This window comes from Xanthomarina sp. (genome assembly GCF_035306605.1).
In the GTDB taxonomy this organism is placed as follows: Bacteria; Bacteroidota; Bacteroidia; order Flavobacteriales; family Flavobacteriaceae; genus Xanthomarina.
In genome coordinates, this window is record NZ_DATGNR010000029.1 from 26,313 (window position 1) to 42,407 (window position 16,095).

Here is a 16,095-nt window from a genome sequence, read left to right on the forward strand (position 1 = left end):
CATTTTTTAATGTGAAGGATGAAATTATAGAAATTTCAATCTAGCTAGATGGGACTTCAAAAAGAAATTAGAGTACAAAGCTTACTGAAACATTTATCTAGGAAACCTTCGTAATTAGGAAAGATCCGTTTATATTAAAATTAAAATCCCGTCACAACCGATAAACGGAATGATGACGGGATTTTTATATTAATTATAAACTAACTTTCTTAGTCTTGTACTTGGAATTTTATAGGTAAGAAGTATGGTACTCTTACTGCTTTTCCACGTTGTTTTCCTGGTTGCATTTTAGGTAATAAACCTACCACACGAATAGCTTCTTGTTCTAATCTTGGGTGTGGAGCTCTTGCTTTTACATCTACAATTTCTCCTGTTTTATCAATTTTAAAGAACACACTAATTCTTTGGATACCACTTAAACCTAAATCTCCAGCTAAATCAGTATTAAATTTATTTGCAATGAACTTACTTAACTTTTCGTTCATACATGCTTTTTTAGCTTCGTTATTTCCACTTTCACATCCAGGGAACACAGGAACATTTTCAATTACAGCAAAAGGCACCTCAACATCTTCTTCAACCTCTTCTACAAACACCTCTTCAACTTCAATAATTTCTTCTTCCTGATTTGTTTCTGTAGATTCAATAACTGTTTCTTCAACCTCTTCCTCATCTTCTACTACCTCAATAACCTCAGGTGCAGCTGGTGGTGGTGGCGGAGGTGGTGGAGTTTGTAATTGCTCAGTAATTGGAATTTCTTCCTCAAACTCGTCATCTAGATTTAACATCCCAATATCGATAGCTTCCTTATCATAAGTCTTATAGTTAATAGCTGTGTACGTTATAAATAACATTAACGCCATTCCAACTGCGAAGAACAGGGAGCTATTACGACCTACGTTTGATTTCGGATTTTTCTTTTGTTCCATGATTTTTAATTTTCCTGAGTGCTAAAATAACCAATTCTTTGGCAATAATGCAAACGATTAATATTTTTTAACGTCTAAGTTTTATTTTGCTATTTATTAAAATAGCTGCTAATAATACCCCTAAAGTATTTGCTAGAATATCTAACAAATCGAAACTTCTAGATGATGTTACCAGCCATTGCATTACTTCAATAATTATACCAAACGTAATTGAAATTACTATTGTTGTAAATATACCTTTTATTTTACCGAAATTAAATTTGAAATAAAAAGTATTAAACCAGAGCCAAGTAAATAGTGCATAAGCCAAAAAATGAAATATTTTATCGCTAAAAGATGGTACTACATCTTTAACCGAGCTTAAATCAAGTTTGACTAAACTTACTACTACAAGTGCAAGGGTGTAAGAAATAGCAATTAATAATGCTTGTTTTTTAAGCACCTATTAATTCTCTATAAGCGTCTGCAGACAGTAATCCTTCTACTTGAGATACGTCTGAACATTTAACTTTTATCATCCAACCATCGCCGTAAGGATCGCTATTTACTTTTTCTGGCTCGTCTTCAAGGGATTCGTTAAATTCAATAATTTCTCCCGAAACAGGTAGGATTAAATCTGAAACTGTTTTTACAGCTTCAACTGTGCCAAAAATTTCTTCGGCCTCTAGGGTTTCGTCTAAAGTTTCAACCTCTACGTATACGATGTCCCCTAATTCACTTTGAGCAAAATCTGTAATTCCAACGGTAGCTACATCGCCATCCATTTTTACCCATTCATGATCTTTAGTGTACTTTAAATTTGATGGAATATTCATTTCTAATTGTATTTATTTTCGCAAATGTATTTATTCAAACGGTAATATCAAATAGATTTCACTAATTACCGAAATTATATCTTAAAGTAATTCCAGAACGTATAGTTGTTTGTGGATATGCAGTTGAAATAGCGTATTCTGAAAACATATAATCAAAGTAGAAAATTCCAGTTAAGTTTTTACTAAATGAATAATCTGCTGTTAGTTTTCCTGACCAAACTGTTTGTCCTGAAGTTATTTGGTTGTTCATTACATCCAAATATCTAATTATGGTTTCGTTTCGTCTGTATGATAAATCCGCCTTAAAATTTAAATCGCTTACAATTCTCTTGGTTGGACCTGCTAATTTAGAATTTATCCTAACGTCCTTAATTCTGTAACCTAAACCAACAATATATTCGTTTCCTTGAATTTCTGTCATCAAGTTATTATCAAAACTTAAAGAAAGTAGCCTGTCTTTTTTGATTTCGGCCAAAATCTTTACCGAGTTTTTCATTTCCATATCAATTCGCACTAATGGACTAAACATTTCGGTTAAGTTAATGTTACTATATAAAATTTCGTTTTTAAAATTCCCTCCTTGGTCCAGTGCTTCTGGTTCTGACGGATCATAATCTAAATTAGATCTGAATTGATTAATAGTATATGATGCTCTATAACCATGGATTAATGAGAAACGTTTAAAGCGCTGTTTAAACCATTTCATATTCATTAAACCCGTATATTTTATATCCCAATTTGGAATTGGGAAATCTTTAATAGCTGAAAGCGAGACTCCACCAGCATCCTGTCCAGAATATGCTGCTAGGAATGATGGCAATAATACAGATTGGCTGTTTTTACCGAATCCAACTGGATAGCCTTCTGTGTCTACCGGATAACTTGTGGTCCCGTAATGAGACTCGGCTAGTCTATTTGCTACTTTTAATCTGTTTGCCCTAAAATCATCAAAAGATGCAGATTGGGTTTCATCACTTTTACTGAAAGCTGTTTTTATAAGAATAGTAGAAATACTAAAGTTTCCAAAACTATTAGGTGTTAATGATTCATATTCAAGACCATCTCCATAGTCGTTAATTCTATAGTTTTCCGTATAATTTTCTGCTAACAACCTATTTCCAACTAGATCAATTTTTAAGTCCTTTAACGGCTCTACATTAGCAGAGTAATCCAATTGTTTAGTTTTTACTGCTGTATATTGTTCGTTGAAATCTGGGTATAGCGTTAACCATCCGTTTTTAGCAGCAAGGTGTCTTACATCGCTTTGACTTCCAAAAGTAAACCCGATTGTTGGTTTTAAAGTTCCAATAAAACCAGGAGTTCTTAAATATCCTGGCAGATATGTTCCATTAGTTTCAGAGTAATTTAATTGAACTCTTTTTAAACTTGTTAAAATATCTATTCCCGCGTTAGCCAATTTCTGACTACCATTATTAGCTTTCGCTGGTTTTGAAGCTCTTCTTTCGGCATCACTATCCGTTCTGTTTGCTGTTATCGGTCTTGATGTTGGTGCTGGCGTTCTTCTTACCGTTTTCTTTTTAAGCCCTACATAATTATAGAACTTATTCATATTTAATGTACTGTTAATATTGTGTCTATTGGCATTAGAAACGGTATTCCCTAAGTCGTAAACTTGTCCATCTACCTCAAGGTTACCAAATAAATCTGATCCTTTTTGCCATTGAAAATCTCCACTATAAGAATAGGTTGCATCCACAAAACTTAATGCTGGAATTTTTTTCAGAGGAATATCATAATTAACCGTAAGTTGTTGGAACTGTCTGTTTGGATCTCCAAAATCGAAAAAGCCATCCCATACAGTCAAACTTGGATCCTGTTCGCCATTAATAATATTGTTTTGGAAATAATTTCTTACAATATTATTGTTTGAGGCTGTCAAGTTTACCTGAAGCGATTTTGTTAAGTTATAATTAATTGTGTATTGATAATCGAAGGTGTAGTTTCTTCTGTAAAATTCGTCAAGACCAATATTATTACCCGTTAAATCGATTTCTCTAAACTTTTGCTGATTAAACTGACGGTTAATATTTGTATTTACTGTGAAGTTTGATGGCAAGGGATTAAAATTAAAATCCTTTAATAGTTTCCAATATTCTCCAGTAAATAATGAATCTCTATTTTTAAAAGGTTCTATGGAAACAGGTTGGAAACTATAAGCATAATTAACCCCTGCTCTCACCGTTTGGTCAATAGAGTTTTCAATTTCAAAATCTCTGTGTTTTATTTTATTGTAGGAATAATTAAATGTCAAGTTTTCTACATCGTAGAATCGAGCTTTAGAATCGTTGGTTTTAATTTTTCTAACACCTATAAAGTTTATACTTCTACGTTTTGTATAATTTTCAGATTGCTCTCTAATATCATCTTCCTCTTCACTAGAAGTTGCAGCGTCTAACCTGGATTCTAAAGTTAAATCTTTATAGTATTCATCGTACTTCGGCGTGATCAATTCTTCTCCTTGCCCATAATTAAAAGGAATTTGAATGCCCCATTTTGGTGGTAGTAATTGACCAATATTTACGTTTGTTACAACATCATATTGTTCCACATCTTCTCTACTCCTCTGATTTGGACCTTGTTCAATGGAACCAAAACCAGTAGTGCTTTTTCTTCCTGTAGCGCTTACATTGGCAAAATCTGCAAAGTTAGTATCCATGGTTAAAATTGCTGCCCAACCTCCTTCGTTATCCATATCGGATAAGCGCAATTCGTTAAACCACAATTCCGCACATTTATCTACACCTGCTGCGTTTTTAACTCCAACCATCAAAGTTCTAATGTCTCCAAAATTTGGATTACCAATAATACCTATACGTTCCTGACCAAGTACATAGGGTGCATATTCCGGAACTGGATTTTCACTTAATGCATCATCAATAACATCATAAAAAGTTGGGGTTGGATTTGCAAGGGTTCCGTTGCTAATCCCTTTTGATTTAATATCCTGAAGTAAACTTAAAGCTAAATTTATTTCGTTTTCAGTTGGCCAAAGCAATTCTCTACTTGTTCCGGCGCTAACTTTAAGTGGTACTTCTATTTGATAGTAGTTTTGGGTTAAATCGTTACCCATTCTTATAAAACCTACCAAGTCCTCATCGTCTAAACCTGTGATATCACCTTCTTCAGCATGAATAAACATTCTTAAACGTTTAAATTGGCGCATGTCTACATTAATATTTTTGTAAACGGCTCTTGCATCATGAGATTCTAGGTCGCAAACTCTTAACACTAAAGATTGTTCGTTCTGACGAATAACGGTGTTGTTGTTATAATACTCTTCAGGTTCTACTCCTGGAGGAGAAATGTATATTCCATCGTTTTCGATGGTTCCAATAACACCTACTGAAAACTCTGTATTATCTAAATTAGGATCTCCACCATCCTCATCTAAAGTTAGGCCGTATCTTCTCCAGTCACTTCTTACTAAATCTAAAGTACCAAATCTAAAAACTGTTTTTTCAGAAAACTCCTTTAAATACATACGTGAAAAACGAATAGACCTCATGTCCGAAATTCCTCCAATTGCTCCAGTATAATCTGAAACAGGAATTCTAAACTGTATCCATCTTGGAGTAACAGTTTGGCCATTAGGTAAGGTTCTAACTTGATCTTGCTTAATATCAACTATATATGGATTGTTGATATTTAAAGTACCAGGGGTCAAATTTAATTCGTACTCATAATAACTATCTATGGTATTCATAGTGTTATCACGATTAATATCTTCTACATCTGGTTGAGTTGTAGAGCCACGATTGGTATCTGAAAATTCAGAAGGAGAGTTTCCTTCTACGCCATTATATCGTTTGTATCTTTCAAAAATATCTCCTTCAGTATTCAGGAAATACTTATAATTATCATTTGAAGGATCGTCTAAAGCCGCAAAATCAGGAAATGCTAGTCTTTCTTCTGCGTCATTATATCCATCGTAGCCCACATCTTGATTAGCTCGTTCTTGTCCGTTAGTGTCGAAGGCATAAATTAAGGATTGGTTTTGAGGATAAACCGTTCCCCATGAATCTGAAACCGGTAAAACACCAATTACATTTCCGTCAGCAGGCAAACCATTTTCATATAATTTCCTACCATCCTTTACAATATCTTCTGAAATATTACCTAAGTTAAATACAAGTTTCCCTCCAGGATTAGAAGTGTTTTCTTGGAAAGGATCCTGTAGCCAGAATTCGATATATTCCACATTCGCTTGTTCAAAATCCGTTGAAGTTAAAGCTCTTGTTATACCTGCCCAACTCTTCTGTGGGTCTAACAAAGTATTGCTGTTAATATCAATATCTGTAGTTTGGAAATTATATGGCCCTCTTTCTTCAGGATAATATGCTAAATCTAAAGTATTAACTACAGTAGATTGTCCTTGAGCAACATCTTGATTTGGGAACAATTCTTGAATGAAAACACGGCTTGTATAAAGATTAGAAATATCGTCGTCCGAAATACCATTTGGACTTCTGCTTCCGTAAAAAATTGGGTCGATATTGTACCAGTTTAACATGGCTCTGTTGAAGCCCTGTTCTATTCCGTTAATGTTATCATTATTCCCATTAATTCCATGGGGTCTACTAGATAAGAACCATGATTGAGGTGATTTTAAATCGATGGAATTTTGAGAGCCTTCAAAATCGTCTACATAAGAAGTTGCTTCACCGTTAAACTCCGTTCCTTTTGGAGAACCAGGTGTTAAATAAGCAAACTCTCCTCTAAGCGAAAGATTTGATGGCACATCTGTGTCTATGTTTGGTAATTTATTAACCAATCTTGTGAAAAATGGTACTTCAGTAGAAAAATTTCCATTAATTCCAAAAATATGGTTATTGATTGGTTCTTGATTATAGTTAGCTTTTTGTGTGATTGGCCTTTCATTTAAATGAAGCCAAGTAGCACCAATTACAAAGTTATCACTAAATTGATGGTCTACGTTAAAACCAGTAAAACGCTTTGTTTGTTGTCCAAAAACCGCATTGTTTTCAGTTGTAACTTGAATAGGTGTATTAGACGCTTTTAATGCTTCATCTAATATCTGGACAGTCCCTTGCATATAGTTTACGGTATAATCAATACCTTCAACCAACATTCTACCACCGGCTGTTACTTTAACTGAACCACGAGGCACGTTAAATGCTCCTATTGGTATTCCGTCTCCACCTGAGGATTTATAACGTCCTTTAATTTTAAACTTGTTCTTTTCTGCTGCTTCTAATGCGGCTGTTTTAGTCTGCTTATAAAGAATGTCATAAACATATTTAGCTTGGTTATCGTTATAGGTTAAGTCGTTGTTATAATCCTCACCTCCAAGAGCTAATTTGTCAAATAAATATTTCCCAAAAGGCTCTGCTTTGGTGAAAATTATTTTTCCATTTTCAGGAATAACAGTTACCCCTGGAACAAAATCGAAAAATCCATCTCCACTAGTTTGCGGGTCGCCGTTGAAATTTAATCTATCTAAATTAAATAATCTTAATAATGTCGTATTTTCAATTAAATCTCCCGGCGGCGTGCTTCCTGTAATTGGATTTCCATTAACATCAACCCCAAAAGTACCTCCTCCGACAGGCGTGATAAAGTTTAAAGGAGAAGCTTCGTTATAAAATATATTTAGTTTAAAATCGTCTTGACTTAATTGATATGCACCTGTGTTATAGATGTTCTTCATCATTAAGTCCCAAATTGGCTGATTAACATTTGTAATCGGGCTCTTTAATAATTTTAGAACTAATGTATTGTTGGTTACGGTAGTTATGCCACTTGGATCTGTATTTACGCCTGTAGCATCTAAGCCATCGTTAGCAAATTCACCTACTTGGTACACTTGTCCTCCAACCGTATATTGGAATGCAACCGCTAAAACCTCGTCGTTATTTAATCTTTGATTTAAGGAAATATAACCTAATTGCGGATTTAAAGTAAATTCTTGACCTTGTTGTAATTTTTTTGCGTTTTCTAGTTTGGCGTAATCTGAACCCTCATTAACTTGGCCAGACAAACTACCAAAACCTTGTTGTACGGTAGCAATATCTCGAATTTGTTGAGTAAGTACAGAACCTGAGCCTATTTTTGTTGGATCATAGTCGTTATTTTTATTACTTGGATATGCATTAGGACCTACATTTATGAATCCTGGAGGTATAGGTTGCAATAAAATATTATTGGCATTCGGATCTGGATTTGACTCTCCTAAATCCTGTAATGCAACAATATTTCTAACATTTTCTGTATTATTGTTTCTATTTGTTATCCAAACTTCAATTCTAGTAATTTGCACATTGGAATTGATAAATGGATAGTTTTCCAAACTCTTATCGTAGTTATCTCTAAAGTAATGTGATAAGAAATAATGCCTGTTCTCGTCGTAGTCCCTAGCGAAAAAATCAAATTCTTCAAGCGTTCCTCCGCCTTGGGCAATTACCGTTCTAGTGTCAGATTTTTGTTCAGAAAACACCCCTGTAATGGTTGTTTTACCAAATTGCAATTGCGCTTTTACACCAAATAAACTTTGAGCTCCTGTAATTAAAGAACTGTTTAATGGCATACTAACGTTACCTACCTCAATTTTCTGGATGATATCATCTTCGGTTGGAGTGTATTCTAATTTTATTAGGTTTTGGAAATCGAAGGTAGATTGAGTGTCGTAGTTCGCTGTTACTTGCAATCTAGTTCCTACTTTACCAAGTAAGCTTAAACTAATTCGCTGGTCAAAGTCGAAAGTAAAATTACTTCTGTTTTGAGGTGAGAATGTTGGATTATCTTGTTTGGTAAACAACACACCCAAATCCATTTCTACCGATCCTTGAGGAACAACATTTATAGTATTTCCTCCAAATATTGTTTCAAACAATCCAGATCTAACATAAAATTCAGGCAATAAATCCTTCTGGCCGTCTTCAGTACCTGCTTTTTTACCTTCAAATGCGTCAATTTTTTCTTTATAGTAAGCTTTTAAGTTTTCCTGTAAAACAAGTTCTCTAAACTCTTCAGGCGTTAAAATTATGGGGTATTTAATATTAAATTTCCCTACGCTTTCTGTATAAATATATCTATCTGTTAGAGGATCGTAGGTATATTTGGACTCAATACTTGAAGGATTAGGCATGTGTATATTTCCTAAAGAAAACCCCGTACTTGTAGAGTCCTGAGGTGTTGGTATTACCTGAGAGAACGAATAAAGACTAAAAAGCAATAACGCGCTTAATAGAAAATTTTGTCTGCTTGTTTTTAAATACTTTGTATGGGTTGCACTCAAATCTTTTACAATTTTTTTAAGGCCTGTTTGATAATATCTTCTACACTAGCATCTGGTTGGCTGGATACAATTTTCTCCACCACACGTTCGGATTGTTTTTTATTAAATCCAAGAACTTCTAAAGCAGATAACGCTTCGTCCTTGTTTGTATTGCTTTTAGGGGTTGAAAGTTCATCAATATCGTAAACTTTCAAAATTTTGTCTTTTAAATCCAAAATTACTCGTTGAGCTGTTTTTGCACCAATTCCTTTTATAGATTGAATTAATGCAACATCTCCTACAGCAATTCCTTCTCTTACTTGTTTAGGTGTTAATGAAGACAACATGGTTCTGGCTATACTAGCTCCTACTCCACTTACAGAAATTAATAATCTAAAAATCTCCCTTTCAGCTAAAGAAGAAAACCCAAATAAAGTATGGGAATCCTCTTTAACTTGGAGATGAGTGTATAATTTGATGTTTTCTTGATCTGGTATATGTGAAAACGTATGCAAAGAAATGTTCAACAAATAACCAACACCATTACAATCTATAACAACATCTGTTGGATTTTTCTCTACAAGCTTTCCTTGAATATGTGTAATCATTAACAAAATTTTAGTAAACTCTCAAATGTAATAAAATTATTTACACTATAATGCCCTTTATTTCTCTAATGCGTCTAAAGATTTAGCTTGTTTTTCTTTTTGTTGCGCATCAATAACGGCAATTGCAGTCATGTTAACAATTTCGTCTACACTAGCATCTAGTTGAAGGATGTGAACAGGTTTTTTTAACCCCATCATAATTGGTCCAATTGAATCTGCTTTGTATAGCTCTTTTAACAATTTATAGGTAATATTAGCCGATTCTAGATTTGGAAATATTAGAGTGTTTACTTTCTTACCAGCCAATTTAGAAAACGGGAAGATATCCTGTAGCATTTCCCTATTTAAAGCAAAGTCAGCTTGAAGCTCGCCATCTACTGCCAAATTAGGATGTCTTTTATGTAAGTAGCTAACTGCTTCCCTTACCTTGTTGGCTGTTTGATTTTTAGATGAACCAAAGTTAGAATAAGAAATCATAGCCATAACTGGTTCCAATCCAAACATTTTAACCACGCCCGCCGTCATTTGGGTGATTTTGGTTAAATCTTCTGCTGTTGGATTTATGTTTATTGCAGTATCACTTAAAAACAATGGACCACGTTGTGTTATCATTAAATTTGTGGTTGCAATTCTTGTAGAATCTGGAGCTAATCCTATAAGTTCTAGTACAGGAGCAACTACTGAAGGATAACTTCTAGAATACCCAGAAATCATCGCATCAGCATCACCTTCGTTCACCATCATGGCTGCGAAATAGTTGCGTTCTCTCATTATTTTTTGAGCTGAATACAAAGTGATTCCTCTTCTGTTTCGTTGTCCCCAATAAACTTCAGCGTATTTATTTTTTCGTTCCTCCTCCTCATCCGATTTTGGATCAATAATCTCTACATCAGCATCGAAATCAATCTCTTCTTTTAGTCTTTCAATAACATCACGTCTACCCAAAAGAATAGGAATAGCAATCCCTTCATCATGTACAATTTGAGCCGCTTTTAAAACATCTAAATGGTCTGCTTCAGCAAAAACCACTCTTTTAGGATTAATTTTAGCTCTATTTAATAAAAGTCTAACTAATTTATTATCTGAACCTAATCGCTCTAAAAGTTCATCCTTATATTTTTCCCAATTTTCAATTGGCTCTTGGGCAACACCACTTTCCATGGCAGCTTTTGCTACCGCTGGTGGTACTTCGGCAATTAGTCTTGGGTCAAAAGGTTTAGGAATAATGTATTCTTTCCCAAAAGTTAAACGGGTTTCACCATAGGCAATATTCACTTGTTCTGGAACAGGTTCTTTCGCCAAATTAGCTAATGCTACCACTGCTGCCATTTTCATAGCTTCGTTAATTTTTGTAGCTCTTACATCTAATGCTCCCCTAAAAATAAACGGGAATCCAAGAACATTATTTACTTGGTTTGGATGGTCAGATCGTCCTGTAGCCATAATGATATCGTCTCTCGTATCGACAGCTAATTGATAGTCTATTTCTGGATCTGGGTTGGCCATAGCAAAAACAATAGGGTTTTCCGCCATGGATAATAACATTTCAGGAGTAACGATATCTGCTTTTGAAAGACCAACAAACACATCGGCATTTACCATAGCTTCAGACAGCGTATCGATTTCTCGGTGTGTAGCATATTCAGCCTTTTCATCTGTCAAATCTTCTCTGCTCTGTCTAATAACTCCTTTACTATCAAGCATAACTATATTTTCGCGTTTAGCTCCAAAAGCTTGATATAATCTAGTACATGAAATAGCAGCAGCACCAGCCCCACTAATAACAACACGTACGTCTTCTATTTTTTTATTCGAAAGTTCCAAAGCATTCAACAATGCTGCTGCAGAAATTATAGCCGTACCATGTTGATCGTCGTGCATAACTGGAATATCCAGTTCTTCCTTTAATCGTCTTTCTATTTCAAAAGCTTCAGGTGCCTTTATATCTTCTAAATTAATACCTCCAAAAGTTGGAGCAATCATTTTTACGGTTTGAATAAATTCTTCAACATCTTCGGTATTTACCTCTATGTCGAAAACATTTATATCTGCGAAAATTTTAAATAATAAGCCTTTTCCTTCCATCACTGGTTTAGAAGCTTCAGGCCCAATATTTCCAAGTCCTAAAACGGCAGTTCCGTTGGATATTACTGCAACCAAATTTCCTTTGGCCGTATATTTATAGACATTGTTTACATCTTTAGCAATTTCCAAACAAGGCTCGGCGACCCCTGGCGAATAAGCTAAAGATAAATCTCTTTGGGAGGAATATTTTTTGGTTGGAATAACTTCTATTTTACCTGGTGTAGGCTTTGCGTGATATACTAAGGCTTCTCTACGTTTACTTTGTTTGCTCATATTAGCTATTGATTTAAGCTTCATTCAGAAAAATTCTGAACCCACAAATGTAAGAATACTGAAACTTAAAGCCTAATCTTTTAGGAAATTGATGTTGCGTTTTAGACCAGAAAACTTAGTGCGTTTAACCGCTGATTTCTGAAAAACTTTCCTAAATGTATCTTCAGTAATTTCGTCCCAATCTTTTTTAGTCATTGAAAGTAATTCTGGGTGGGGATTAAAAAGAGGTTCTTTATGTGGTTTTGAAAACCTATTCCATGGACAAACATCTTGACAAATATCGCAGCCAAACATCCAATCTTCAAACTGACCTTTAAACTCGGTAGGAATATTTTCTTTTAACTCGATAGTAAAGTACGAAATACATTTACTTCCATCCACTACAAAAGGATCAGTAATGGCTTGGGTAGGGCAAGCATCGATGCATTTTGTACATGTTCCGCAATGGTCTGAAGTAATACCATCATATTCCAATTCTAAATCTATAATTAATTCAGCAATAAAATAAAAGGAACCAACTTGCTGAGTTAAAAGATTGGAATGTTTACCAATCCATCCAAGTCCGGATTTTGCCGCCCATGCTTTGTCTAGGACTGGAGCAGAATCAACAAAAGCACGTCCATCAACCTCGCCTATTTCATCTTGAATGAAATGTAACAGAGACTTTAATTTATCTTTTATTATGAAATGATAATCGGTACCATACGCATATTTTGAAAGCTTATAACTGTCGGAAGTTTGAGTTTTTTCCGGGAAATAATTCAATAATAACGACACGACACTTTTAGAGCCTTCTACCAATTTTGTTGGGTCTAATCGCTTGTCAAAATGATTTTCCATGTATTGCATGGTACCATTATTATTGTTTTTAAGCCATTTTTCTAACCTTGGAGCCTCTTCTTCTAAAAACTGCGCTTTACTTATTCCACAAGACAAAAATCCGAGGCGTTTAGCTTCGGATTTAATTAATTCTGAATATCTAGATTTTGAATTCATCTATTGGAATTTTTCAAACTTACTCGAACAGTCCTCCTTGAATTGGACCTTTAATCTTACCTAGGTGTTTATAGGCTAATTCTGTTACCTCTCTACCTCTAGGTGTTCTCATAATAAAACCTTCTTGAATTAAGAAAGGCTCATATACTTCTTCAATGGTCTCAGCACTTTCACTAACTGCTGTCGCTAAAGTAGTAATTCCAACTGGACCACCTTTAAATTTATCAATTAGGGTCGTTAAAATTTTATTATCCATTTCATCTAAACCATAAGCGTCAACATGGAGTGCTTCTAATGCAAACTTTGCAATTTTAATATCTATTTGCCCATTGCCCTTAATTTGTGCAAAATCGCGAACTCTACGCAGCAAAGCATTCGCTATTCTAGGTGTTCCCCTACTTCTACTTGCAATTTCCACTGCTGCCTCCATAGATGTTGGTACTTTTAAAATGGATGCACTACGTTGAACTATGGTGGTTAGTAATTCGGTGTTATAATATTGTAATCTACTTTGAATACCAAAACGTGCCCTCATAGGAGCTGTTAATAGCCCTGAACGGGTTGTAGCCCCCACTAATGTGAAGGGATTTAGATTTATCTGAACAGTTCTAGCATTAGGTCCTGATTCAATCATTATATCAATTTTATAATCCTCCATAGCTGAATACAGATATTCTTCTACAATAGGACTTAAACGATGGATTTCATCAATAAAAAGCACATCCCTTTCGTCAAGGTTAGTTAAGAGCCCAGCTAAATCTCCTGGTTTGTCAAGGACAGGTCCGGAAGTAACTTTTATACCAACATTTAATTCACTAGCTAGTATGTGTGCTAAGGTAGTTTTTCCCAATCCAGGAGGTCCATGAAACAGGGTATGATCTAAAGCTTCATCTCTTAAGTTTGCCGCTTGAACAAATATTTGAAGATTTTCCAATACTTGATCCTGTCCTGTAAAATCGTCAAAAGATAAAGGCCTTAATTTTTTTTCCACGTCCAACTCTTCTGGACTAAAGTTTTCTCCGGTAGGATCTAGATTTTCATTCATAATACATCCCGTGAATACAGGAATAAAGGTTTAATTATTTTTAGGCACATTCCTTTTATCTTAAAAAGGAATGTACAAAGATAAAATAGAACTATTATTTCTTTTTGTAAATATAAAGAAAAAGCCTTTCTCATTTGAGTGAAAGGCTTTTTAGATTTTATGAATCGATTGTAGGTGTTAAAACAGGAACACAAAAAAAGACCTTTAAATGACATAGTCGCTTAAAGGTCTTTATAAAATTCATCTTAATATCGAGGAATCTTAATGATGTAATTCTTCTTCTCCTTCTTTTAAAGGAACATTTTGAGGGACAAAATCATCATCATGTCCAGGCTTACTGTAATCGTATGGCCAACGGTATACATGAGGAATAGCTCCTGGCCAGTTTCCGTGTATATGTTTTACTGGAGTTGTCCATTCTAATGTAGTAGATCTCCATGGGTTTTGAGTTGCCTTTTTTCCATAGAACATACTCACAAAGAAATTATATAAGAATACAATTTGGAAAATAGATCCAATAATTGCGAATACTGTAATTACAACGTTAACATCAGCTAAATCGTCAAATAAAGGGAAAGCTGAGTTAGTATAGTAACGTCTTGGTAATCCTGCCATCCCAATAAAGTGCATTGGGAAAAACACTCCATAAGCACAGATAGCTGTTACCCAGAAATGGATATAACCTAGATTTTTATTCATCATTCTACCAAACATTTTTGGATACCAATGATAAACTCCTGCAAACATTCCATAAAGGGCAGAAATACCCATTACTAAGTGGAAGTGAGCAATAACGAAATAAGTATCGTGAACATTAATGTCTAAAGCACTATCTCCTAAAATAATACCAGTTAGACCACCCGTAATAAACGTTGAAACGAAACCTATAGAAAATAACATGGCGGTATTCATTTGAATATTACCCTTCCATATGGTTGTTATCCAGTTGAACGCTTTAACTGCAGAAGGAATAGCAATTAATAAGGTAGTAAATGTAAATACAGACCCTAAGAATGGATTCATTCCAGAAACGAACATGTGGTGTCCCCAAACAATTGTAGATAAAAATGCAATTGCCAAAATAGAAGCAATCATGGCACGGTAACCGAAAATAGGTTTACGTGAATTTGATGCTAAAATTTCAGAAACAATTCCCATTGCTGGTAAAATAACAATATATACCTCTGGGTGTCCTAAGAACCAGAATAAGTGTTCAAACAATACTGGCGAACCTCCTTGATAATGCAACACCTCTCCTTGAATGAATATATCAGATAGGAAAAATGATGTTCCAAAGCTTCTATCCATTATTAGCAATAAGGCAGCTGATAATAATACAGGGAATGCAACTACACCAATAATAGCTGTTACAAAGAATGCCCAAATCGTTAAAGGAAGTCTTGTCATAGACATACCTTTAGTTCTAAGGTTTATTACAGTAACAATATAGTTTAATGATCCTAATAATGAGGAAGCAATAAAGATAGCCATAGAAATCAACCACAATGTCATTCCCATTCCAGATCCAGGCTGAGCCATTGGCAAAGCACTTAGCGGTGGGTAAATAGTCCATCCAGCTGCTGCAGGTCCTGCTTCAACAAATAAGGAACCTAACATGATTATTGCAGATAAAAAGAACAACCAATAAGACACCATGTTTAAAAACCCTGAAGCCATATCTCGTGCTCCAATTTGTAATGGAATTAAAAGGTTACTAAAGGTTCCACTTAAACCAGCAGTTAATAAAAAGAATACCATTATGGTACCATGGATAGTTACTAAAGCTAAATAAACATCAGCATCCATAACACCATCCGGTGCCCATTTTCCTAATAAAGCTTCAAATAACACATTTGGTTCTTCAGGCCATGCAATTTGTATACGAAACATAACCGACATTAACACCCCTATAATACCCATAAGGGTACCAGTAATAAGGTATTGTTTAGAGATCATTTTATGATCTTGACTAAATATGTATTTAGTTATGAATGTCTCTTTATGATGATGCCCTTCATTTTCTTCGTGTGCGTGAGTATCTGCGTGTGTTGACATAATCTATTTATATACTTTTTAAAACCGTTTCTTA

General features: G+C 34.7%; 9 protein-coding genes. All 9 read right to left on the reverse strand.

The features are described 5' to 3' along the window. Positions 1–209: 209 nt before the first annotated feature. The 9 genes from VKY41_RS04135 to VKY41_RS04175 all read right to left on the reverse strand — a co-directional run bounded on the left by VKY41_RS04135 (position 210) and on the right by VKY41_RS04175 (position 16,061). A complete protein-coding gene (locus tag VKY41_RS04135; RefSeq protein ID WP_500813171.1) occupies positions 210–929 on the reverse strand; it encodes an energy transducer TonB in 720 nt (239 codons plus the stop codon). Positions 930–996: 67 nt separating this feature from the next. Continuing rightward, the gene (locus tag VKY41_RS04140; RefSeq protein ID WP_500813172.1) at positions 997–1,371 is read right to left on the reverse strand and encodes a VanZ family protein; all 375 of its coding nucleotides are present in this window, start codon (positions 1,369–1,371) and stop codon (positions 997–999) included. Continuing rightward, complete coding sequence (gene gcvH, locus VKY41_RS04145; protein ID WP_500813173.1) at positions 1,364–1,744, reverse strand: glycine cleavage system protein GcvH; 381 nt, start codon at positions 1,742–1,744, stop codon at positions 1,364–1,366. The genes VKY41_RS04140 and gcvH overlap by 8 nt, the downstream gene beginning before the upstream one ends. A gap of 61 nt (positions 1,745–1,805) precedes the next feature. Then, positions 1,806–9,020, reverse strand: a complete 7,215-nt coding sequence (gene sov / locus VKY41_RS04150) for a T9SS outer membrane translocon Sov/SprA (protein ID WP_500813174.1) — start codon at positions 9,018–9,020, stop codon at positions 1,806–1,808. 5 nt (positions 9,021–9,025) lie between these two features. After that, a complete protein-coding gene (gene ruvA / locus VKY41_RS04155) occupies positions 9,026–9,607 on the reverse strand; it encodes a Holliday junction branch migration protein RuvA (protein WP_500813175.1) in 582 nt (193 codons plus the stop codon). 57 nt (positions 9,608–9,664) lie between these two features. Continuing rightward, positions 9,665–11,965, reverse strand: coding sequence for an NADP-dependent malic enzyme (locus VKY41_RS04160; RefSeq protein ID WP_500813214.1), 2,301 nt, complete (start codon positions 11,963–11,965; stop codon positions 9,665–9,667). A 72-nt stretch (positions 11,966–12,037) separates the two neighbouring features. After that, positions 12,038–12,961, reverse strand: a complete 924-nt coding sequence (gene queG / locus VKY41_RS04165; protein ID WP_500813176.1) for a tRNA epoxyqueuosine(34) reductase QueG — start codon at positions 12,959–12,961, stop codon at positions 12,038–12,040. A gap of 19 nt (positions 12,962–12,980) precedes the next feature. Beyond that, the gene (ruvB, locus tag VKY41_RS04170; protein WP_500813177.1) at positions 12,981–14,006 is read right to left on the reverse strand and encodes a Holliday junction branch migration DNA helicase RuvB; all 1,026 of its coding nucleotides are present in this window, start codon (positions 14,004–14,006) and stop codon (positions 12,981–12,983) included. A gap of 261 nt (positions 14,007–14,267) precedes the next feature. After that, positions 14,268–16,061: a cytochrome c oxidase subunit I gene (locus VKY41_RS04175; RefSeq protein ID WP_500813178.1), complete on the reverse strand. Its 1,794-nt coding sequence runs from the start codon at positions 16,059–16,061 to the stop codon at positions 14,268–14,270. Between the last annotated feature and the right edge of the window lie 34 nt (positions 16,062–16,095).

Bases quoted from the DNA above. Each gene is read 5' to 3' on its own strand.
- gcvH (WP_500813173.1), bottom strand. From the start codon at position 1,744: ATGAATATTCCATCAAATTTAAAGTACACTAAAGATCATGAATGGGTA.
- VKY41_RS04175 (WP_500813178.1), bottom strand. From the start codon at position 16,061: ATGTCAACACACGCAGATACTCACGCACACGAAGAAAATGAAGGGCAT.
- VKY41_RS04135 (WP_500813171.1), bottom strand. From the start codon at position 929: ATGGAACAAAAGAAAAATCCGAAATCAAACGTAGGTCGTAATAGCTCC.
- VKY41_RS04160 (WP_500813214.1), bottom strand. From the start codon at position 11,965: ATGAGCAAACAAAGTAAACGTAGAGAAGCCTTAGTATATCACGCAAAG.
- ruvA (WP_500813175.1), bottom strand. From the start codon at position 9,607: ATGATTACACATATTCAAGGAAAGCTTGTAGAGAAAAATCCAACAGAT.
- queG (WP_500813176.1), bottom strand. From the start codon at position 12,961: ATGAATTCAAAATCTAGATATTCAGAATTAATTAAATCCGAAGCTAAA.
- ruvB (WP_500813177.1), bottom strand. From the start codon at position 14,006: ATGAATGAAAATCTAGATCCTACCGGAGAAAACTTTAGTCCAGAAGAG.